Below are 20,470 nucleotides of genomic sequence, written 5' to 3' on the forward strand. Positions count from 1 at the left end.
TTTTGGTATACCAAACCAAGGATTTGTTCACCTTTTATACATATTATACACTATTTTATTGGTATTTGGTATACAATTTAGTTGTAATTTCTTCAATATCATAATACAATAAGGGTAAGCAATAACATGATGATTAATAGGGGGAATAGGGATGTTTAATTTTCTTTTTGGATCAAAGAAGGCTCTGGAAAAAGCTGAAAAGAAGTTAGCGCGTTTAAGAAAAACATTAAATTTTTAAACTTCCTTCCAATAATAATAGATATAACCGTCACATAGTGGCGGTTTTTTATCGTTCTCAAAAATTTATCAAAAAAGAAACCGGAGATGAGATGGTTCTGCTCCGGTTTTTACAAGAAAAGTTTATTATTCTATTATCTTATATTGCTACTTCAGTTGATTTCACCAGCTTGGAATGAATGGAATCTTCACTATTTCCAGATGCTTTTACAATTTCATTCAATTCTTCGCGTGCTGCTCCAATCGTTTCAAATCTTTCGAAAAACTTAACAGCAATGTGGTTTACATATTCTTTTCCTTCAAATTCTTCATATAATTGGATCTTAATATTTTCATCGATTACTTTTGCAATCGTATATTTTGCTTTTAATTTATCAAAAAAATAAAAGTTATAGGTCTCAACAGTCTCTAGTCCTTCATTATCAAGAATGGTTTGAAAAGTTTCTTTATTTGTTAGTACAATATAGTTCCCCATTATAAACACTCCCTATAAATTATTTTTTCTTCTTAATAGAAATAGTTCCTAAAAAGTATGTATGTAATGACCACCCCTCACAATGATATTTTGTATACCAAATACCTTATCAGTAGTTTATCTTAAGTTATCAAAATGTTCAATGGTATATTCTAATTTTTTAAAAAATTGTAAAAACTTCTTTTCATCTTACGTAGAATGATTGTATAATTCTAAAAAAGCATCAAATTCTTTGTTCTATACTGAAAGGGGATATTTTATGCCAAAAGTAATTCTTCATGTGGATGGAACTGTAGTTGAACAGCAAGTAAAGGATAATGCGAATCTAGTAGTTTTAGCAGGTATCCGACAATTTCCTCAATTAAAGTATGGTTGTGGAATGGGTAGATGCACCAAATGCACATGCCGTGTGATCAGTGGTGGAGAATCCATTGCACCGCCAAATTGGAAAGAAATAAAAATGTTAGGTGACAAGGTGGAGGAAGGATATCGCTTAACCTGCCAATTAACGATCGAAAAGGATATCGAAATTTCTCAAGAAAACATCTCCATTCAACCGCCAAAGAAGCAATCTGCTACACTGCGATAGTAGATTTTTTTAAAAGTATCGTTGGTATACAAAAAACCGAAATGATTCGGATAGAGGGAGGGGATTTTATTGGATTGTTATAATCTAACAAAAATGACGTGGAAGGAAGTAGAAGAGTCGTTAAAGACGGTTACGTTTGCTATCATTCCAATTGGAGCCCATGAACAACATGGACCACATATGGCAGAAAGCTGTGACGCTGTATTGGCGGAAAAGATGGCAGAAAAACTAGGCCAAAAAATGTATCCTCATGCATGGGTTACTCCGACCGTTAATATGGGGGTCTCACCACACCATATGAACTTTCCTGGAACGATTTCACTGCAGCCAGATACATTGATTTCAATCTTAAGGGATATGATTGAATCCCTAAGTCATCATGGAATTAAAAAAATTTTATTGTTAAATTCACATGGCGGCAACCAATCAACCTTGAATGTTGCATCAATGACTTTGACGAAAGAATTGAATGTTGACATTTATTATGCGAAAACCACAGCCTCAGCTAAACAAACAATTGGTGAATATATCAAATCCCCATTGTTTGGACACAGCTGCGAAAGAGAGGTATCTGAAGCTTTGTATTTAGCTCCAGAGCTTGTAAGGCTTAATCAACTTGAGAAAGGCGATATACAAGAACTTGGAAGATGGAAGCAGCTTCGACCAGGAAAGGCGATTCAAGGATTTTATTTCTATGAAGAAATGACCCAAAATGGCTGTATAGGAGATGCGACACAAGCAAGCTTCGAATTGGGACAACAGATTGTAGAAGAAGCATTGGAAAATCTCTCTAAAGATCTCTACAGTGTATTAAAAATAAATAAGGATGTTTATAGATAAACAGGCTTTCTAACAATTATTTAATTGATACTTTAAAAAATTCTAAAAATTGTATTTACAAATAAAAAATAATAGGTTAATATTTTCATTAAGGTATACCAAATACAATTAATCAAAATACATAGAGAGTAAGCACTTACATTCTCTAATTTTTTACAAGTATTTTGGTATACAAAATATCAAATACAAAAAACGGCAACGAATGCCCAGGAAACAGGAGGAGTTAAAATGACAGAATTATTATCAAAAGACGAATTCCGTAAAGAACTAGAAGAAGCAATTAAAGGTAATCATAGCCAGAAGGCTCCATTTACAGTCGCTTGGGCTGAAGGAAAACTAGAAAGAAAGCACTTTGCAAGATGGGCAGAAAATCATTATCACTATGTAGGACCTTTCGCGGACTACCTATCATACATCTATCACAATACTCCATCCGATCCAAAATTTGCAGCTGCTAAAGACTTCACATTACAAAACATGTATGAAGAGGAAATTGCAGCAGATCGTCATACTGATTTATTAATTCGTTTTGCAGAAGCGTGCGGTACAACTGCTGAACGAATCATTAACCCAGAAAATATGGCGCCGACAACTTTAGGTCTTCAAAGCTGGTGCTTCGCAGTAGCAGCACGTGAAAACTTTGTTGTTGCAACAGCTGCACTTGTAGTTGGTTTAGAATCACAAGTACCTGATATCTATAGAAAACAAACACCAGCATTACGTGCTCAATATGGATTTACGGATGAGGAAATTGAATTCTTCGACCTACACATTGTTTCAGATGAAATTCATGGTGAACGTGGATATAAGATTGTTCTTGACCACGCTGATACTCCAGAATTACAGCAACGTTGTCTTGAAATTGTAAGAGTAGGTGCTAAAATGCGCCGTATGTACATGGATGGTTTATGGAGAGAGTATCTTGAGCAAGACTTAGGGTCTTTAGTTCAAACCAACTAAAATACTTAGTTTCATACAAATAGATGGAATTCCTTGGGATAACACCCATTGATAGAATCTATCTTTCCTGGCCGTCATATTAATCTTGAAAAATCGAGGTTCTAAATGACGGCCATTTTCTATTAAAAATGCTGTATTCGCATAGATTGATGTTTAATAAAGGGTCTTGAGGACAAATCACACGGCCAGTTAGAAGCATTAGTCGTTAATCCAGGGTCTTGAGGACAAATCACACGAACCGTCAGAGGGATAGTCCTTAATCCAAGGCCTTGAAGACTAATCGCACGACCCTCAGAAGGATTAGTCCTTAATCTAGGATTTTGTACAAAAACAACAAAGTTTAATAAAAAAGCCATTAAAAAAGAAAAAGGTGATCGTTTGTTAACAACAAAAGTGAAAACGTTCAATAACTATATAAATGGTGAATGGCAGGCATCAGTCAGCCAAAAACAGTTTGTAAGTGTGAATCCAGCAAATACAGAAGACATTGTCGGAGCTTTCCAAGCCTCCAATGAGCAAGATGTCCTAGCAGCCATAGAAGCAGCTCAAGCTGCATTTCCAAATTGGGCAAAGACATCCCCATCAAAACGTGCAGCGATCTTAAATAAAGCAGCAAGCATTTTGGAAGAAAATGCTGATCAATACGCAGAAGAGTTGACAAGGGAAGAAGGTAAGCATGTTACCGATGCTAAGAATGAAGTAATTCGGTCAGCACAAACTCTCCGCTTTTATGCCGTTGAAGGACAGACGATAACAGGAGAAACCTATCCAAATGATGATCCAGATATGAAAGTTATAACAGAAAGAGAACCACTTGGGGTAATTAGTGTCATTACGCCATGGAATTTTCCGCTTTCCATTCCTGCAAGAAAGATTGCACCTGCATTAATCACAGGTAATACGGTGGTTTTTAAACCTTCTTCCGATACACCATTAATTGCTTTGCGTCTTGTTGAAGCACTACATCAGGCTGGTATACCTAGAGGTGTCATGAATTTTGTGACAGGGAAGGCTTCAGAAGTAGGCGATTCTTTGGTTTCCCATCCTGCCATTAAGGCGATTACGTTTACCGGTTCGACTGCTGCGGGGGAAGATATCCACAAAAAATCCTCTTTCACCACTCGGACACAAATGGAGCTGGGTGGAAAAAATCCTTTAATCGTCATGGATGATGCAGATATTGAGCTAGCAGCTACTTTAACGATTAACGGTGCTTTCTCCTTAACTGGGCAGGCGTGTACGGGAACAAGTCGGGTAATCGTATTAAAAAGTGTAAAAGAACAATTTGTCCAAAAACTAATTGAAAAAACAAGCGCGTTAAAAATAGGAAATGGCTTTGAAGAAGGCGTGAAAATCGGGCCTCTGGCAAATGAAAAGCAATTGAAAAATGTCCTGAAGTACATTGAGTATGGGAAAGAAGATGGAGCAGCATTGCTGTTTGGCGGTGAACAACTAACAAAAGGTAAGTATCAACAGGGGTATTATGTTCAGCCGGCAATCTTTATCAATGTAAAACCTGATCATCGAATTGCAAAGGAAGAAATCTTCGGTCCTGTAGTGGCGATCTTGGAAGTCGATACATATGAAGAGGCCATTCAGGTTGCAAATGATGTTGAATATGGTTTGGCGGCTGCGATTGTTACAGATAGTCTGAAAATCGCTTCTAAATTTACAAAAGATATTCAAGCCGGAACCGTAAAGGTCAATCGAACCACCACTGGTAATTTAATGAATGCTCCATTTGGCGGGCTGAAAAAATCAAGTACATCAACATTCCGCGAATCCGGAAGAGTTGGTTTGGAATTTTTTACGCAATTAAAGACCGTTTATATCGGATATTAAATTAGAAAGTTTGAGGAGAATAAATAAATGAAAACCATCTTAAAATTAGAACTAGAAGAAGTGAAATTAATGATTGAAGCTGCTAAGAAGAAATCAGAGGACATCAATGTGCTGGAAACCATCGCCATTGTAGATGACGGAGGGAATTTAATCGCTCTTGAAAGAATGAATGGAGCGAGAATCACCGGTCCAGAAATTGCAATTGCGAAAGCCTACACGGCTTCTGGTCATAAACGTTCTACTCATTTATTTAATAAAGAGCCAAATGGTCCTGCATTACCAGGCAACGAAGCATTTGGGATTCAACAGATGCTGCCAGGAAAATTCGCCATTTTTGTTGGCGGATTCCCAATTGTTGTGAATGGTGAAGTGGTTGGAGGAGTAGGCGTAAGCGGAGGAAACGGAGAGCAGGATATAGCCGTCGGAACCGCAGCACTCGAAGCCTTGCGAAAGCATGTAGAAAGTGATGGCCTTTCGGTATTAACACAGGCGGATATTAAAATTTAGGATGTGTTAATGGATACTGATGATTTAAGAACCTGTTGATTGGAGAGGAAGGCGCTTGACTCCTGCGGGATGCACGAGCTGAGTGAGACCCCGCAGGAGCGAAGCTGTGAGGAGTCTCACGGGCGAGCCCGCGGAAAGTATAGCGCCTGGATCGTAAATCAACAGCCTAGTCTAACACAGCCGAAGTATCAAAAAAATGGGACCTCATCCATTTTCCAACAAGGAAAAATGAGGTCCTTAAATAGTATTAACACTTCAAAGGCTAGCTACAAAGGAAGGATGGAGAATCAATTGAATAAATTTTTGGAATTAGCCATTGGATTTGCGCGCACCGGAGTTACTGGCTATGGAGGAGGACCTTCAACCATCCCGTTAATCGAATTCGAGGCTGTGAAAAAATATAAATGGATGTCAGAGGAAGAATTCGGCGAAGTTTTGGCGCTGGCAAATACGCTTCCTGGCCCTATTGCTACAAAAATGGCCGCCTATATCGGTTATAAAGTGAAAGGAAACTTAGGGGCTGTGGTAGCCATTTTGACCCATGTTCTTCCTTCCGTCATTGCCATGCTTGGTTTGTTAGGAGTCCTTTATTCATTTAGTAATTCTCCTATAGTAGGCGGCATGGTTCAAGGGGTTACGCCTGTAATAGGGTACATGCTTGCGGAAATGGCTTATCGTTTTTTCCAAAATGGCAAAAAAGGTTTGGGTTTATCGAAGATGTTATTGTTCTCAGCCATTTCTTTCATCCTTATCCAATTGGTCGGACTTCATCCAGGAATTCTAATTGCCGCATTTTTAATTTCTGCCTTTTTCATTGCTAGCCGTAAAGAAAAGGCTGCAAATACTCCTCCAAAAGATGTAGTTGAACTAAAGGAGAAAAGCTCATGATCTATTTTGAAATATTTTGGTCGTTTCTTATTGCGAATCTTTTGGGATACGGAGGCGGACCGGCTACCATCCCTTTAATACAAATCGAAGTAGTCAACGAACAAGACTGGATGACGCTATCCGAGTTCGGCGACCTGTTAGCCATTGCCAATGCGTTACCTGGTCCAATTGCAACAAAGATGGCAGGTTTTATCGGCTATGAAGTAGGTGGCATTCTAGGTTCGATTGTTGCACTTGCTGCTACGATTCTTCCATCAGCTATCGCTGTTATTTTGTTGTTTAAGTTTGTGAATTTATTTAAGGATTCCCCAAAAGTAAAGCTTATGACAAAATCTGTTCAGCCAATTATCGCGATCTTACTTGCAGTAATGGCTTATCAATTCTTTTTAACAGCCTTTGAAAATAGTGGAGTATTTCACCTAGTGCTTCTAGCTGTGCTTAGCTTTTTCACCTTGAGCAAATTAAAGGTTCATCCATCTTTTGTAATTATTGGAGCACTCCTTTATGGGGGGATCTTTCTATCTTAATCTAGGAAAATAATCAAATTAAATTAGGAGGTGGAAGGATGGAAGTGAAATGGGAGGAAAATAATCTATTATCAATTAGAGAACATGCCTATCTCTATTTAAAAAAGATGATCCTCGAGGGTGAGTTTAAGGCTGGCGATCGTTTAATTGAGAGAGAGCTGGCAGCTAAATTAAAAATAAGCCGGACGCCAATAAGGGAGGCTTTGTTCCGGCTGGAATCACAAGGCTTTGTGAAAACCGTTCCTAGGAAAGGCGTGGTACTTACCAATATTTCGGTAAATGAGGTCATTGAGGTTTTTACGATTCTTGCTTCTTTAGAAGTCCTTGCCGTTAAATTAGCTTCGCAAAGAATGGATCAAGAGACTAAAAATGAATTGGATCAAAAAATAAAAGAATTGATGGAAATTCAAGAGAATGAAGAAGAAAACTTTAATTTTGAACATATTAAAATGAATCATTTAATAAACAAAGCATCGAAAAGTCCGAAATTACTAGAAATTCTTTCCGGTTTAATAGACTATATTCATATGGCAGCGAATATGGGCTATGAGACACCTGGCAGAAGGAAAGTATCTTTAAAGGAACATATAGATATTATGAAGGCATTACGTAATCAGGAAACGGAAATGGCTGAATTCTTGATGAGGATTCATATAGAGAATTCAAAAAAAGCATATATTACCTATATGGAAAGTCTACAAGAAAAGCTACTTAGAAGTAAAAGTTGAGGCAGGCAGCTATATTCCAAGCAGCCTGTTTTATTTTTATCCTATTTACTAGATTCTAAAAAAAATATAAAATAATTAGAAAATTTTAAATATACACATTGTCTGAAAATTAAATATATGGTATATTGTATACCAAGAAGAACATTTCGAGGAGGAATTCATAGATGCCAATCATTCGATTTATTAATAGTAATAAACAGTTAGAAGTTCCAGAGGATTCGAATATTTTAAGAATGTCACTTCGCTATGATGGAGAGCTACCGAATCGATGTGGAGGAGGAATTTGCGGCACTTGCGTTTTTAAGGCAGAAGAAGGGTCTGAATTCCTTGACAATGTTAAAATTCAGGAAAGAAGGAAATTGGGAGAGGAATGGCTAGAGAAAGGGTATCGCTTAGGCTGCCAGACCTTTGTTACAAATGGAGATATAGAAATCTCTTGGGATGAGAAAATTACCAACCAAGTAAAAATGAGAAAACCTGATAAACTAAAGCAGGAAGTATCTGCGAATAAATAAAAACGGTATACAATCGACCATTTGAGAAAAATCATATCATTCGAGGTGAGAACATTGTGGGTTTGTCACACGCATATGAAAGAAGCAATATCAGTATTAGAAATTCCCCATATACGTAAAGCTCCATTTAAAATTAAGTGTACGCTATGTGAGAACACCGCATCTGCAAAAGTATATTATACGCATCAGACCTACAAAGCAACAAAATACCAATACATGAGTATCCGTAAAAAATCAGGTTAACAGAGGATATGATATAGAAGTAAATACAATTTATGACCGGTAAAAACTCGACTTCAGAGAGTTTTTGCCGGTCTTTCTGTTGATGTTGATGAAGGAATGTATATATAATGTAAGTGTTCTCATTTCGTATAAAGGTATTAGAAAGTCTTTTTAAAAAGGAGAGTGAGTTTGATGAAATCACTGGAAAAACTTCATCCCTTATTGAAGAGTTTTGTTGATAAAGGACCTGCAGGATGTGCGTGTTCTGTTACGTATCAAGGAGAAACTAGATTTGAAGATTATGTTGGCTTAGCGGATCTAGAATCAGAGAAGCCAATCACAGCAGATACTATTTATCGGATTTATTCGATGTCAAAGGTTGTTACCTGTGTGGCAGAGCTAATGTTATATGAGCGCGGATTGTTCCTACTAAATGATCCTCTGAGTGAATACCTTCCAGAGTTTAAAAATCCTCAAGTGTATCGAATGACTGAAAAAGGAGAAAAATACATAACCTCTGCGACTAGGCCGATTAGAATAAAAGATCTTTTTACGATGACTTCCGGGTTAACCTATGAAGGGGATGGAAGTGAAACGGAACGTGAAGTCAAGAAAGCCATGCAGCTACTAAGTAAGGATAACACATTTAATGTGCGAAAGTTATCTGAAGCCCTGGCTAAAATCCCATTAGCATTTGAACCTGGAACAGAATGGCGCTACGGATTAAGTCATGACGTTTTGGGAGCCTTGATTGAAGTAGTGTCAGGAAAAACCTTTGGTGAATTTTTAAAAGAAGAAATTTTTCAACCACTTTCCATGAACGACACATTTTTTAAGATTCCGGATGAGAAAAAGCATCGGCTCTGCAGCCTTTATGTGCGTAATGAAGAATGAAGACTGCTAAAAAATACAAAATTGGATGAACAATATCAACCAGGTACACTGTTTGAAAGCGGCGGAGCTGGCCTGCTTTCCACATTGAGTGATTATAGCATTTTTGCTCATATGCTGGCGAATGGCGGTGAATTAGATGGGGTAAGAATTCTAGGAAGAAAAACAGTGGAGTTAATGTCTGCTAATCATCTTACCTCTGATCAACTGTCGTTTTATACCTGGGACTATCTAGCAGGATACGGTTATGGGCTCGGAGTTAGGACGATGAAGAGTCCGCATATTGGCGGCAGTAATAGCTCCATCGGGGAATTTGGCTGGTCGGGTCTGGCTGGCACATGGGTGTTAATCGATCCAAAAGAAAAACTATCCGCTGTCTATATGCAGCAGATGATGCCAAACCTTGAAGCCTATCACCAGCCTAGACTGCGTAACGTTATCTATGGATCATTATAAAAAGTATGTTTCCTTAAAGCGTTCATGAGGTCCAAAATCAAGATATGTGGTAATCTTGAAGTGATATAGGAAATGAATTAGACGTTGTATACTACATGATAAGAGATCTAGAATTTTATTTTAAAAAGAGGTGCTATTAAAATGATTAAAGTTGTTGCAAAAGGAAAACTGAAACCTGGTGTAAAGGCGGATGAATATTTAGTTAAGGCAAGAGAATTGGTTGCAGAGACCAGAAAAGAAGAAGGATGTATCACATACGCTCTTCATCAAGATATCAATGATCCATCTATTGTCACAATGCTTGAGGAATGGGTGGATGAAGAGGCATTGAATCAACACAACAAAACGGAGCATGTAAGAAGAATTGTTCCAGGGCTTAGGGAACTAAGAGAAAGTACCGAAATTAACATTTATAGAGAAGTAGAATAATTCATTAGGGTTAGAAAAGTGGTCGAGTAGGGGGGAGTTTCATGAAATTGGACAAAGTTCGTTGGGGCATCATTGGCTGCGGAGATGTGACGGAAGTGAAAAGCGGTCCAGCATTCCAAAAAATTAACAACTCCGAGCTTGTTGCGGTCATGCGCAGAACAGGAGAGCTTGCGAAAGACTATGCCACCCGTCACCATGTTCCCAAGTGGTACGATAACGCAGAGATGCTCATTAATGATCCTTATGTAAATGCAATCTATATTGCAACACCACCTGGATCACATATGGAATATACCCTCAAGGCAGCTAAGGCTGGGAAACCGGTATATGTAGAAAAACCAATGGCACGCAATTATGCTGAATGCCAAGAAATGATTTATGCTTGTGAAAAAGCAGGAGTCCCTTTATTTGTGGCATACTACCGCAGAGCACAAGTACGATTTTTAAAAATAAAAGAGCTGTTGGAAAACGGGGCAATCGGAGAAATTCGATTTGTAACGACCACACAGTATCGAAAAAATACAGAAGAAACGAAGAATGCACATGAACTCTCCTGGCGTGTTCAACCTGAAATTGCGGGCGGAGGTTTGTTTTTTGATTTAGCCAGTCATACGCTCGATATATTGGACTTTTTGCTTGGACCTATCACATCTGTCCAAGGATTTGCATCGAATCAAGCGGGCTATTATTCTGCGGAAGATATGGTGGTTTCAGGTACATATTTGTTTGAATCGGGAGTTCACGGTATAGGGAAATGGTGCTTTTCTGCATTTGAGGATGAGGATATCAATGAAATTGTAGGAAGCAAAGGGAAGATAACTTTTTCTACGTTTGGAAATGAACCAGTGAAATTGACGACCAAGCAGGGAATAGAAGAGTGGAATTTCGAACGGCCGGAGCATGTTCATCAACCACTAGTGGAAACGATTGTGGCAGACCTAACCACTAACAGCGGCAAGTGTCCTAGCACAGGATTGACAGGTGCTAGAACGAACTGGGTAATGGGTGAAATGGTAAAGAATTATTATCGATAAAGATGCCTGTGCCAAAAAAAGTAACCATTCTAATTGAATGGTTACTTTTTTTTTAAGACTATTAAACTAATATAAGTCTTAATGCTCCAATGAGGGCAAACCCAAGAATTAGAGTTTGAAAGGCTTTTTGCGGAATGAGAGGTACCACTTTAATTCCAATAACAGCCCCTATTAAAATAGTAGGAATCAACCAAGCATTAAACGTGATGGAATCAACTGTAATTAAACCTAAACTGATATAAAACGGTATTTTAATCAAATTCACGAACATGAAAAACCATGCTCCTGTTCCAACAAACTCTTTCTTTGGCAAACCTTTCATTAACAAATAGATGGCCATTACGCCGCCTGCAGCATTTCCTATCATCGTCGTAAATCCAGCTAAGATTCCCATAGAGAGGGTAAACCATATGGACTTAGGAAGGGCTTTGGTAAACTTTTCTCCGAATCTCTCACGACTGATATGCAGGATAATTAGTGCTAATACGATGACGCCAATCAGTGGTTTTAATTGATCACTATTTATTTGATTAAGGACATAATATCCGATAATGATGCCGATTAATACCCATGGAACCAGTGAAATAAGATATTTCCACACAACACTTCTGCGATAAAAAATAACAGCGAAAAGATCACCGACTACCAACATGGGCAATAGGATTCCTATAGATTCTTTTGCTGGAAATACGTACATTAAAATCGTGGCAACCAAGATACCCATACTGGATACTCCGGTTTTTGTAAAACCAATAAAAACAGTACTTAAAATAACGATAACCCATTCGATGTAGGATAATTCAAAAATGATGTCTCACCTCAATTAATAAATTCATTTATTATTTTAAAGCAGAAAAGGATTTTTTTCTATGATTAGTTTTTGGAATATTTGCATTCATAAATAGGTATGCTTTATTCAGTAAAGAAAGAAGATTATTTGGAACAATCCAATTCAAATAAATGGTAATATAATAAAAGCATCGTAATTTGAGAGGAGGGGAAATCAATGGCAAAGGAATTTCCAATCTTTGAAACCGATCGTTTATTCCTAAGAAAAGCAACAAAAGTGGATGCGAATCATATGTTTACGTATCTATCTAACAAAGATGTAGTGAAACATATGGGGTTAGAACCATTCCAAACACTAAATGACGTATATGATGAAATTAACTGGTATCAATCAATTTATGATGAAGGTTCAGGGATTAGATGGGGAATTACATTAAAAGATTCAGATAAGGTGATAGGCAGCTGTGGTTTTCTTAATATCAAGTCCAAACATCATCGTGCTGAGGTTGGTTTTGAATTGAGCAAAGAATACTGGGGAAAAGGGATTGCGAGTGAAGCCTTGGAAGCCGTTTTGAGGTATGGATATCAGCACTTTCAATTAGAAAGAATTGAGGCATTAATTGAACCTAATAATGTGCCTTCACAAAAACTCGTAGAAAGACAAGGCTTTATTAGAGAAGGTTTGCTCAGACATTACGAATTTACATGTGGTAAATTTGATGATTTATACATATACTCTCTTCTTAAAGATGATGTAATGAATAGAAGGAACAGGTAGATAATGATGAATGTGCTTATACAAATTAGCTATATTTCAAGGGATAATAATGTGATGCGGCGAGGTTCCTTCCAATTAAATGGTAATTCGAAAGAAAAAGTTGCTTTTGATTGGTGGAAGAAAATACAAAGGGAAATGCCTTTTGGAGGAGATCTGCAACAAGTAATTGTGGATGGCGAAGATATCACTGACTCAGTTAAGGAATTAGATAAATAAATTAGGATAGCCCCTCTCATAAAGAAGGGCTTCTTTAAGAACATATTTTAGGCTCAAAGTGATTTAATTAACGATTTTTTTCAATATAGTTTACCACATCACCGACCGTTTGAAGCGTAGCTGCAACTTTGTCACTAATTTCAATTGCGAATTCATCTTCAATTTCCATCGTCAGGTCAACCATATCAAGCGAATCAGCATCCAAGTCATCCTTGAATGAGCTTTGAGGTGTAATCATCTCCATTTTGACACCAAGCTGGTCTGCAATAATAGGTTTTAATTTTTCAAATGTTGTCATTTTGATATCCTCCTAAGTTGTCCATTATCATCATTATAACAACCTATTTCAAAACGTAAAACATAAATAATTGCCATTACCCGATGAACCTTAACTTTTACTAGAGTTATTATGGATAAGAAACGATAATGAAGAAATGAAAGAATATTAACAGTACGTAAAAAAGGAGTTCAACATGAAGAAGTTAATGGATGAGTACTTTGAAACAGCGATGGAGGCCTGGAGTATGATGCAAAAGACTTCAGGTGATGAAGGGGCAGAATGGGCTGAAAGATTTGAACGCTACTTTTATGAATTTATTGATGAATTGAAGACATGGTGGACAACTCTTGAGCCGAAGCCAACGAATATAAATGAGGCTGAGCAGTTACCTGAAATAAAAAAGTGGATGGAGCAAATCCCGGCTCCTGTACAGTTAAATTTTCTTACAGAATTAGAGGACATTTTGGATGGAATAGAGACAGAGCGATTTGATTAAGTTATTTATGATGAAAGCTTACTCTTTGAGTGAGCCTTTTTATCCGATAGGGTAAAAAGAAGAGTGTTGACTCAGTCAACACTCTTCTTTTTCAATACCAATCGCTCGCTATGTCAGTAAGTTTGTCATACGTTCTTTTTGAATTTGCTGCCTTTACTCTTGGAACGTAGCTTTGTCATCATGTCATCCACCTGTTCCTGCTCGGATAGGGTGGTTTGTTCATCTAATTCAATGGAGGTGATTTTTTCATTTTCGATTGTAATCTCAAAATAGGAATTTTCCTTACTGCCCTGTGGCAGGTCCTTTTTTGGAATAATGAATTCCTTTTTCATTTCTTCGACTAATATAACAGCAAATTGATTATCTTCGATTCTGTCCAGGAATCCTTTAATCATCCTAACCTCCTACGCAAGCAAGTCCTTGCGATTTAATATCAGCTATTCTAGCAGGTCCAATACCCTTAATTCTTCCTAAATCATCAACAGAGGTGAAAGGTCTTAATTTGATTAAATCCTGTGCACGAGCAGCGCCAATGTGAATGATTTCTTGTAATTGTTCGATGCTAGCACGATTTACGTCAATACAATGACCAACAATAGGTGCAGGCTCAACCTGTGCCTCATCTTTTGGTGTGTTTCCGCTGCTAGAGGGTGTAATGGTCCCCTCTTTTTTCGTAAGTACTTTATAATCTTTCCCATCTGTTTCTACAACCACAGTCCCATGAACATCGGTCCCATAAAGTTGAATCTTCGAATTTTGAACAAGATTAACCACTTCTTCATGAGGATGACCATAAGTATTATTCAAGCCGGCACTGTAAATCGCAATATCAGGATTCACTTCCCGCAAGAAAGTAGGGTGCGTTGAAGTGGAGGAGCCATGATGACCCAGTTTCAGAATGTCAGCTTTCATATCAATTCCACTTTGAAGCATTTTCAACTCGTCTTCCGTGGTGGCGTCTCCTGTTAAAATAAACCTAACATCACCATAGGTTAGTTTTAATGAAATCGATTCTTCGTTATCATGCTCGCTAATCGTCTTCGGATATAATACATCAATCTTAAGCGGGCCGACTTCAAACTGATCACCCATTCGTGGCTCATAGTAATCAACAGCTTTTGAATCGATTGCTTTTAAAAGTCTTTGGAAGGTTTGGGAGGGGTTTGTGTTCCCTGATAACCAGACCTCGCCCACGTTAAAGGAATTAATTACTTGGTCCAACTGCCCAATGTGATCGGCATCTGGATGAGTCCCAACCGCAATATCGATTTGCGAAACATGCTGTTGCTTAAGATACTGAACAACTTCATCCCCAGTCCAGTTCCCAGCGTCAATAAGGATCGTAAAGTCCTCACCATCATCAGAAAATTGAAGTAAGGTTGAATCACCTTGACCGACATCGATGAAGTGGACCTTAAGTTCTGATAAATTAGTGGGTGCAGCTTTATTTTCTTCCGTACTTTGAGTTTCATCATTTTTCGCTGGTAATGACTTTTCCGTTATATTTTCTTTTCGTTGCGCTATGTCTTTAGGTTGTAGTGGTTCTTGTCCACAACCACTAAATAGAAAAATAATGATGAAACTAAATAGAGTAAAAAGGTAACGTTTCTGCATTCAATTCCCCCTTTTCACCTAATAGCTTATCACAAATCAACCATTTTCAGACAATTCAAGTCAGAATGATTATTATTGTATTTAGAACCTAGCCAAAAATAATACAACAAATTAGTATAATAAGTAGTGGGGGAGGCTTGATTTAGATGGATATTGTAATATTGAAGAAAAACGAGATCAAGAATGCTCTTGAATTAGTTTGGATTGCATTTAAAGAATTCGAAGCACCTGATTACTCACAACAGGGGATTGAAGAATTCAGGAAATATATATCTTACGATTCAATGATTGAACAATTTGAAACTGAAAAAATATTCTTTTGGGGATGCAAAGTAAATAATGAATTAACAGGGGTAATCGCAACAAGAGGAATGAATCATATCTGTTTGTTATTTGTAAAAAAAGAGTTTCATAGGCGAGGAATAGCTAAACGTTTATTTAATACAGTTTTAGAGAGATGCAAAAGTGAGAAGTCTACTATTAACACGATTACGGTTAATTCATCACCCTATGCAGTAGAAATTTATCATCGACTTGGATTTGTTGATATCGAAAAAGAACAGACAGTGAATGGGATGAGATTTACTCCGATGATGTATTCGTTAAAATAGCTATGCTAGAAGAATCAACCTATAATTCTTGCCGTTGAATGATTCAACGGCTTATTTGTATAGGGAAATAATTGTAAATTTTTGGATTTTTTGTTGATAATGAACAATGTTTGTATTATACTTAAGTTAAGTTAAATATTTAATAAACTAAAATATTAATTTATTTTTTTATGATAATAGAAGAAAGGGGTTGTTGGTGATGGAAAAAGCTGCAGAATTGAATGGGTTTCAAAGTAATGAGGGAATCATTTTCACCTATCACAAACAGTCAGGGTATATAGGATTTATTTGGGCAATGGTGGCAGTTATGATTCTAGAAACAGCTGGGGTGTCGTACCTCTTATATAACTGGAGTCCTATCCTGCACTGGATTCATTTGATTCTATCCATTTCGGTCATTGTTTTCCTACTCGTTGATTTAAGAGCAGTCACTAGGAATCCCATCATGATAAAAAATAACGAAATTTCTCTAAAAATTGGTATTCGCCCAAGAGTTATAATAGCAACAGAGAATATTAAGGAATTAAAGAGCGGAAGCCTTTACCAGGAAGATAGAAAGAATAAAGAAGTCCTTGATCTATCTCTATTTAGCTTTGATGATCCAACCTTTGAATTAGTCTTAAACCATCCAATAAAAGATAAAGCAATGTTTGGAAAAACCAAGGATGTTACCAGAATTTTCTTTAGTGTTGATGACAAAACAGCTTTCTCAACCATGATTAAAGAAAAATAGTAAAAAGGAAGTGTCAGGAACTGTCCAATAAATTGGAAGGTGCCTGGCACTTATTTGATTTAACCTTGAATCTTTTCTATTTGATTAAGGCGCTCTAGGATTCTCCGTTTTCGGTATAACATTTTTCCTGCTTCGGCCACATCCCCGATAGAGGAGCGATTAATAAATGCTCCAAAAATCATTCCAGCTATCGGAATCATTTGAAAAAGCTTTTTCCAGCCAAAAGAATCTCGATAGGTGGTAACCACTTCACGCCATCCTTGCAGCTGTGAGATCATTTGATTGTTCTGATTGCCTTGATGTAAGGAAGTAAGGTCTTCAAGTATAGCTCTCTTTCCGACAATATCGGATGAGGAAAATTGCAGACATTTAACGATAAAAATTCTTTCTGATTTTTCTTTAGGGTCGTACCCATAGCATACAGCAATCTCTTGTAATACTTTAAGGGATAATCCTAATAGAACGGGAATATCAACTGCCAGAGTAAACAACCCGCCAATCCCCGTTGTTGCTCCTTGGACAGTCGCTATTTTTGTTCTGGAATTTCTAATTTCCTCAGCAATTTCATCCATTTTACTAATTGGAACTTGTTCAAGGTAGTCAAGGTGAATTTCATGTGCTGATGTATCTCGAGGCACAAACTTTTTTAGAATATTTTCTTCTTTGACTAAATATTGGCCGCCATTCTGAATGTAGTTCCCTAATTCATCAATCGCCAAGCCGATTTTATCTTGAATAAATTTTGGTGTTAGCTTATCAAGAAGCATGAATGGTAAACGACCAATCTTTTCCCAAAACCATAAATCCTTCTGTTCATTTTCCCATGCTTCAATCTTTTTCAATTCGTCTTTTAAATAATCAGTAGATTCTTCTATCATCAATCATTCCACTCCATCTTCATCAATTAAATTAGGTATGTACGTATATACGGTAAAACATCTAACAAGTTTCATTATTCCAATGTACGTACAATTTTAAAGGTAGCAACCGGATTAGATAAACTTTAAGGATGGCATATTTTGAGCAAAAGTAAAATATTTATATTAAAGGTGGTACATGTAGTGTTCGGTGTAAAGCTTCTAGAAGGGAGCAAATTTTTTGAATCGGAATCGAAATACAAATGTCCAGTTAGCTATTTTATTGCTTATATGCTTGCTCATTATTCTTATTGTCTATGCGATACTCCATATTAAAATACACATTGTGTATAGTACCGGTGTTGGTCCAATCCTTTTAATAGGATTGATTATTTTCCTCATTGTCCTGCTATATACCAAAGGGTGAAAGAATTCGGCTTTATTTTTTAATAATTATGAACAAATAGATTGTATTAATAATTTCCAAATGATAAAATATAGCTCCATTGTGTATGAAAGCATCTACAAAGAGATTGTAGATGTTTCTTTTTGTGCCTGTTCGATGTACGGAAACTATTGGAAGAGGTGACGGTTTAAGAGAATGAGTTCAAAAAAACAAAAATCAGTTCGTGAGCATAAAGATTATCAAGCAGAAATAGAGCGCCTAGAGTTTACAAAGGAATACATTAAGAGTGTTTTGGAACAATCAAAAGGAAATAAAGAACAGTTTGTTGGAAATCTAAAGGAAGCCTTTGCTGATCTTGATACATCTGATAGTAGTTTAAGCTACATGACCCTTTTGACGAATGCTCAGTACCTGGAATTGGCAGAAAGCGAACTAGAAAGGTTAGCAAGCGTTATTGGCAAACCGTACTTTTCGAGAATTAATTTTACCAGCAGCGGTGACACCAATGAAGAGATTTTGTATATCGGGAAGGCTTCACTATTTGACCGGGTAAATCAGATTCCCATTATCGTTGACTGGCGGTCTCCGATTGCAAATGTTTACTATGACGGCCGTCTAGGGGATGTTACGTATGACGCCTATGGAGAAACGCAAAGTGGTTATTTATCTCTTAAAAGACAATATGAAATCGAGGACGGATTATTAAAAGAAATTAGAGATATCGATTTAACCACACATGATGAACTATTGCAGAAATCCTTATCAGGTAAAGCAGACAATCGCTTAACCGAAATTGTCGCGACCATCCAAAATGAGCAAAATGATGTAATTCGAGCTTCTCTTAAACACCCCATCATCGTTCAAGGAGCTGCGGGCAGTGGAAAAACCACTATAGCGCTCCATCGAATATCCTACTTTTTATACTCTTCTGGATATCGATTTCCTCCAGAAAAATTAATGATTCTTGCACCAAATAGATTGTTTATCGATTATATTTCCGCTGTTCTTCCTGATTTAGGGGTAAACAAAATTAAACAAACCACTTATATTGATTTTATGAGAAATTGTTTGGGGAAGAAAATAAAATTAATAGCTCCTAACTCAAAATTAATGACACTACTTAAAGGGGAAGGAAAATCAAAATCAAAATGGTTACAATGGGTGTCAGGGTATAAAGGTTCACTAGATTTTAAGGAATGTATCGATGCCTACTTGAAAGATATTGAATATAATCTAGCACCGTCAAAGGATTTTATCATTGAAAAATCGCTTCTCATGAGAGGGCAAAAAATTAATAGATTATTTTTAACAGAGTTTCAATACTTACCAATCTATAGTAGACTCGATAAAATAAAAAATCTATTGGCAAATGATTTAAGAATAAAAAAATCAATCATTCTATCCAAAATTAATAGTAAATATGATGATGCTTTAGAAAAGGCACTTTATTCCACCAGGCTGGATTCAGATAAAAGGAGAGTAAGAGTCGTCTCCATCATGGATTTAAAAGAGAAAAGGTTAAATACGGTGGAACAAGAATCGAAGGTAGCAGTGAAGAATTATATGGATCCATTTGTAAAAAAAGATATCTTTGCACTATACAAGGAACTGATGACATCTCCTGAACTGTTAGAAAAGTATTCAAGCACTCTTTCTGAGATAGAATGCAAGAGGTTGAGTCAATATTGTCAAAGAATTTTCGACAAAAAAGCACTTGAGCTTGAGGATTTGGCTCCGTTATTTTACATGAAGGCAAAACTTGAAGGAATCGATGAAAAATATAAAATGAAAAGTGTTTTCATTGATGAGGCTCAGGACTATAGCTATTTTCAGTTTGCAGCAATGAAAGAAGGCTTTGAAACAGACTTGTTTACAATCGTTGGCGATTTAGCACAAGGGATTCATTCCTATCGAGGGTTAAACAGCTGGGAACCATTAGTCACGGATATATTCCCAAATGCGAACTATCATGCTCTCCAAAAAAGTTATCGGACAACAGTCGAGATTATGCACCTCGCAAATGACATTCTATCGATTATGGACAAAGACCTGCCAATTGTACAACCAGTTATTCGACATGGGGACAAACCACGTTTTACAAAAATTGACCCAAGCCATTTGCAACGGGTAAGAGAAACAATTGAACACGATATCCAATTACTCAAAGAGGAAGAACTCAACTCGATTGCCATAATTGGAAGAACCGAAAGCGAGTGCTTGCGTATACATAAAATGCTAGATAATAGTAAACTTCCCATTCAGCTATTAGAAGAAAAGCAAGATATGAAAAAGGGAAGCGTTGTAATCTTACCTTCGTACCTTTCAAAAGGATTAGAATTTGATGCGGTATTGATCCTTACATTGGAAGAAGCGTACAGTGTGGAAGAAGTGGATATAAAATTGTTGTATGTGGCGATGACAAGGCCGATGCATAGGCTGTATTTATATGGGGGTTCGCTTACCGACTTATTATTAAATAAAGCTAGCTCCGTCCATTTTGATTGCCATGGGGACGGTTCTTCTGGTCACATGTAAATTATACTAAAAACC

General features: G+C 37.0%; 23 protein-coding genes and 1 pseudogene. 18 read left to right on the plus strand and 6 right to left on the minus strand.

All coding sequences use genetic code 11. The features are described 5' to 3' along the window. Positions 1 to 376 precede the first annotated feature (376 nt). The gene (locus tag QNH48_RS13505; protein ID WP_283955373.1) at positions 377 to 712 is read right to left on the minus strand and encodes a hypothetical protein; all 336 of its coding nucleotides are present in this window, start codon (positions 710 to 712) and stop codon (positions 377 to 379) included. Positions 713 to 971: 259 nt separating this feature from the next. Between QNH48_RS13505 and QNH48_RS13510 the strand changes: the two genes are divergently transcribed. The 12 genes and pseudogenes from QNH48_RS13510 (at position 972) to QNH48_RS13565 (ending at position 11,140) form a co-directional block, all read left to right on the plus strand. After that, the gene (locus QNH48_RS13510) at positions 972 to 1,301 is read left to right on the plus strand and encodes a 2Fe-2S iron-sulfur cluster-binding protein (RefSeq protein ID WP_283955374.1); all 330 of its coding nucleotides are present in this window, start codon (positions 972 to 974) and stop codon (positions 1,299 to 1,301) included. Between the two features lie 69 nt (positions 1,302 to 1,370). Next, on the plus strand, positions 1,371 to 2,141 hold the full coding sequence (locus tag QNH48_RS13515; RefSeq protein ID WP_283955375.1) for a creatininase family protein: 771 nt from the start codon (positions 1,371 to 1,373) through the stop codon (positions 2,139 to 2,141). A gap of 228 nt (positions 2,142 to 2,369) precedes the next feature. After that, positions 2,370 to 3,101 carry an iron-containing redox enzyme family protein gene (locus tag QNH48_RS13520; RefSeq protein WP_133371086.1) on the plus strand — a complete coding sequence of 244 codons (732 nt, stop codon included), beginning with the start codon at positions 2,370 to 2,372 and terminating at the stop codon, positions 3,099 to 3,101. A gap of 378 nt (positions 3,102 to 3,479) precedes the next feature. Beyond that, complete coding sequence (locus QNH48_RS13525) at positions 3,480 to 4,943, plus strand: aldehyde dehydrogenase family protein (RefSeq protein ID WP_283955377.1); 1,464 nt, start codon at positions 3,480 to 3,482, stop codon at positions 4,941 to 4,943. Positions 4,944 to 4,970: 27 nt separating this feature from the next. Continuing rightward, positions 4,971 to 5,450, plus strand: coding sequence for a GlcG/HbpS family heme-binding protein (locus tag QNH48_RS13530; RefSeq protein ID WP_283955378.1), 480 nt, complete (start codon positions 4,971 to 4,973; stop codon positions 5,448 to 5,450). A 279-nt stretch (positions 5,451 to 5,729) separates the two neighbouring features. Next, complete coding sequence (locus QNH48_RS13535; RefSeq protein WP_481858474.1) at positions 5,730 to 6,338, plus strand: chromate transporter; 609 nt, start codon at positions 5,730 to 5,732, stop codon at positions 6,336 to 6,338. Continuing rightward, entirely contained in the window at positions 6,335 to 6,865 is a 531-nt protein-coding gene (locus QNH48_RS13540) for a chromate transporter (protein WP_133371082.1), read from the plus strand. The genes QNH48_RS13535 and QNH48_RS13540 overlap by 4 nt, the downstream gene beginning before the upstream one ends. Positions 6,866 to 6,903: 38 nt before the next feature. Continuing rightward, entirely contained in the window at positions 6,904 to 7,593 is a 690-nt protein-coding gene (locus QNH48_RS13545; RefSeq protein WP_283955379.1) for a GntR family transcriptional regulator, read from the plus strand. A 164-nt stretch (positions 7,594 to 7,757) separates the two neighbouring features. Beyond that, positions 7,758 to 8,108, plus strand: coding sequence for a 2Fe-2S iron-sulfur cluster-binding protein (locus QNH48_RS13550; protein WP_283955380.1), 351 nt, complete (start codon positions 7,758 to 7,760; stop codon positions 8,106 to 8,108). Positions 8,109 to 8,522: 414 nt separating this feature from the next. Continuing rightward, positions 8,523 to 9,677: pseudogene (locus QNH48_RS13555) on the plus strand (serine hydrolase domain-containing protein). Positions 9,678 to 9,818: 141 nt separating this feature from the next. Then, positions 9,819 to 10,106 (plus strand): putative quinol monooxygenase, encoded by a 288-nt coding sequence (locus tag QNH48_RS13560; protein ID WP_283955381.1) that lies wholly within the window; start codon positions 9,819 to 9,821, stop codon positions 10,104 to 10,106. A gap of 41 nt (positions 10,107 to 10,147) precedes the next feature. Beyond that, positions 10,148 to 11,140 (plus strand): Gfo/Idh/MocA family protein, encoded by a 993-nt coding sequence (locus QNH48_RS13565; protein ID WP_283955382.1) that lies wholly within the window; start codon positions 10,148 to 10,150, stop codon positions 11,138 to 11,140. Between the two features lie 61 nt (positions 11,141 to 11,201). Here QNH48_RS13565 and QNH48_RS13570 read toward each other — a convergent pair whose 3' ends face one another. Continuing rightward, on the minus strand, positions 11,202 to 11,951 hold the full coding sequence (locus tag QNH48_RS13570; RefSeq protein ID WP_349655135.1) for a sulfite exporter TauE/SafE family protein: 750 nt from the start codon (positions 11,949 to 11,951) through the stop codon (positions 11,202 to 11,204). A 195-nt stretch (positions 11,952 to 12,146) separates the two neighbouring features. Between QNH48_RS13570 and QNH48_RS13575 the strand changes: the two genes are divergently transcribed. Next, positions 12,147 to 12,707 (plus strand): GNAT family N-acetyltransferase, encoded by a 561-nt coding sequence (locus QNH48_RS13575; RefSeq protein WP_283955383.1) that lies wholly within the window; start codon positions 12,147 to 12,149, stop codon positions 12,705 to 12,707. A gap of 3 nt (positions 12,708 to 12,710) precedes the next feature. After that, positions 12,711 to 12,923 (plus strand): hypothetical protein, encoded by a 213-nt coding sequence (locus tag QNH48_RS13580; protein WP_283955384.1) that lies wholly within the window; start codon positions 12,711 to 12,713, stop codon positions 12,921 to 12,923. A 67-nt stretch (positions 12,924 to 12,990) separates the two neighbouring features. On the opposite strand, the gene acpP is transcribed toward QNH48_RS13580, so the two are convergent. Then, complete coding sequence (gene acpP, locus QNH48_RS13585) at positions 12,991 to 13,221, minus strand: acyl carrier protein (protein ID WP_095251679.1); 231 nt, start codon at positions 13,219 to 13,221, stop codon at positions 12,991 to 12,993. Positions 13,222 to 13,396: 175 nt separating this feature from the next. Here acpP and QNH48_RS13590 point away from each other — a divergent pair, with 175 nt between their 5' ends. Next, positions 13,397 to 13,699, plus strand: coding sequence for a hypothetical protein (locus tag QNH48_RS13590; RefSeq protein WP_095251680.1), 303 nt, complete (start codon positions 13,397 to 13,399; stop codon positions 13,697 to 13,699). Between the two features lie 125 nt (positions 13,700 to 13,824). Here QNH48_RS13590 and QNH48_RS13595 read toward each other — a convergent pair whose 3' ends face one another. Then, positions 13,825 to 14,094 carry a DUF3006 domain-containing protein gene (locus tag QNH48_RS13595; protein WP_283955385.1) on the minus strand — a complete coding sequence of 90 codons (270 nt, stop codon included), beginning with the start codon at positions 14,092 to 14,094 and terminating at the stop codon, positions 13,825 to 13,827. A gap of 1 nt (position 14,095) precedes the next feature. Further along, positions 14,096 to 15,313, minus strand: a complete 1,218-nt coding sequence (locus tag QNH48_RS13600; RefSeq protein ID WP_283955386.1) for an MBL fold metallo-hydrolase — start codon at positions 15,311 to 15,313, stop codon at positions 14,096 to 14,098. Positions 15,314 to 15,459: 146 nt separating this feature from the next. On the opposite strand from QNH48_RS13600, the gene QNH48_RS13605 reads away from it, so the two are divergent. Continuing rightward, positions 15,460 to 15,924, plus strand: coding sequence for a GNAT family N-acetyltransferase (locus QNH48_RS13605; RefSeq protein ID WP_283955387.1), 465 nt, complete (start codon positions 15,460 to 15,462; stop codon positions 15,922 to 15,924). Positions 15,925 to 16,123: 199 nt separating this feature from the next. Further along, positions 16,124 to 16,657, plus strand: a complete 534-nt coding sequence (locus QNH48_RS13610; RefSeq protein WP_283955388.1) for a hypothetical protein — start codon at positions 16,124 to 16,126, stop codon at positions 16,655 to 16,657. A 59-nt stretch (positions 16,658 to 16,716) separates the two neighbouring features. On the opposite strand, the gene QNH48_RS13615 is transcribed toward QNH48_RS13610, so the two are convergent. Beyond that, positions 16,717 to 17,535, minus strand: a complete 819-nt coding sequence (locus QNH48_RS13615; RefSeq protein WP_283955767.1) for an EcsC family protein — start codon at positions 17,533 to 17,535, stop codon at positions 16,717 to 16,719. Positions 17,536 to 18,115: 580 nt separating this feature from the next. Here QNH48_RS13615 and helD point away from each other — a divergent pair. Beyond that, a complete protein-coding gene (gene helD, locus QNH48_RS13620) occupies positions 18,116 to 20,455 on the plus strand; it encodes an RNA polymerase recycling motor HelD (protein WP_283955389.1) in 2,340 nt (779 codons plus the stop codon). Positions 20,456 to 20,470: the final 15 nt, after the last annotated feature.

The organism is Neobacillus sp. YX16, from assembly GCF_030123505.1.
Lineage (GTDB): Bacteria > Bacillota > Bacilli > Bacillales > Cytobacillaceae > Neobacillus.

What these genes read in the sequence shown, in the direction of transcription:
- QNH48_RS13540 (WP_133371082.1), top strand. Translation starts at nt 6,335, where the DNA reads ATGATCTATTTTGAAATATTTTGGTCGTTTCTTATTGCGAATCTTTTG.
- QNH48_RS13550 (WP_283955380.1), top strand. Translation starts at nt 7,758, where the DNA reads ATGCCAATCATTCGATTTATTAATAGTAATAAACAGTTAGAAGTTCCA.
- QNH48_RS13560 (WP_283955381.1), top strand. Translation starts at nt 9,819, where the DNA reads ATGATTAAAGTTGTTGCAAAAGGAAAACTGAAACCTGGTGTAAAGGCG.
- QNH48_RS13565 (WP_283955382.1), top strand. Translation starts at nt 10,148, where the DNA reads ATGAAATTGGACAAAGTTCGTTGGGGCATCATTGGCTGCGGAGATGTG.
- QNH48_RS13535 (WP_481858474.1), top strand. Translation starts at nt 5,730, where the DNA reads ATGGAGAATCAATTGAATAAATTTTTGGAATTAGCCATTGGATTTGCG.
- QNH48_RS13590 (WP_095251680.1), top strand. Translation starts at nt 13,397, where the DNA reads ATGAAGAAGTTAATGGATGAGTACTTTGAAACAGCGATGGAGGCCTGG.
- acpP (WP_095251679.1), bottom strand. Translation starts at nt 13,221, where the DNA reads ATGACAACATTTGAAAAATTAAAACCTATTATTGCAGACCAGCTTGGT.
- QNH48_RS13520 (WP_133371086.1), top strand. Translation starts at nt 2,370, where the DNA reads ATGACAGAATTATTATCAAAAGACGAATTCCGTAAAGAACTAGAAGAA.
- QNH48_RS13545 (WP_283955379.1), top strand. Translation starts at nt 6,904, where the DNA reads ATGGAAGTGAAATGGGAGGAAAATAATCTATTATCAATTAGAGAACAT.
- QNH48_RS13615 (WP_283955767.1), bottom strand. Translation starts at nt 17,535, where the DNA reads ATGATAGAAGAATCTACTGATTATTTAAAAGACGAATTGAAAAAGATT.
- QNH48_RS13595 (WP_283955385.1), bottom strand. Translation starts at nt 14,094, where the DNA reads ATGATTAAAGGATTCCTGGACAGAATCGAAGATAATCAATTTGCTGTT.
- QNH48_RS13505 (WP_283955373.1), bottom strand. Translation starts at nt 712, where the DNA reads ATGGGGAACTATATTGTACTAACAAATAAAGAAACTTTTCAAACCATT.
- QNH48_RS13575 (WP_283955383.1), top strand. Translation starts at nt 12,147, where the DNA reads ATGGCAAAGGAATTTCCAATCTTTGAAACCGATCGTTTATTCCTAAGA.
- QNH48_RS13610 (WP_283955388.1), top strand. Translation starts at nt 16,124, where the DNA reads ATGGAAAAAGCTGCAGAATTGAATGGGTTTCAAAGTAATGAGGGAATC.
- QNH48_RS13510 (WP_283955374.1), top strand. Translation starts at nt 972, where the DNA reads ATGCCAAAAGTAATTCTTCATGTGGATGGAACTGTAGTTGAACAGCAA.
- helD (WP_283955389.1), top strand. Translation starts at nt 18,116, where the DNA reads ATGAGTTCAAAAAAACAAAAATCAGTTCGTGAGCATAAAGATTATCAA.
- QNH48_RS13600 (WP_283955386.1), bottom strand. Translation starts at nt 15,313, where the DNA reads ATGCAGAAACGTTACCTTTTTACTCTATTTAGTTTCATCATTATTTTT.
- QNH48_RS13605 (WP_283955387.1), top strand. Translation starts at nt 15,460, where the DNA reads ATGGATATTGTAATATTGAAGAAAAACGAGATCAAGAATGCTCTTGAA.
- QNH48_RS13530 (WP_283955378.1), top strand. Translation starts at nt 4,971, where the DNA reads ATGAAAACCATCTTAAAATTAGAACTAGAAGAAGTGAAATTAATGATT.
- QNH48_RS13580 (WP_283955384.1), top strand. Translation starts at nt 12,711, where the DNA reads ATGATGAATGTGCTTATACAAATTAGCTATATTTCAAGGGATAATAAT.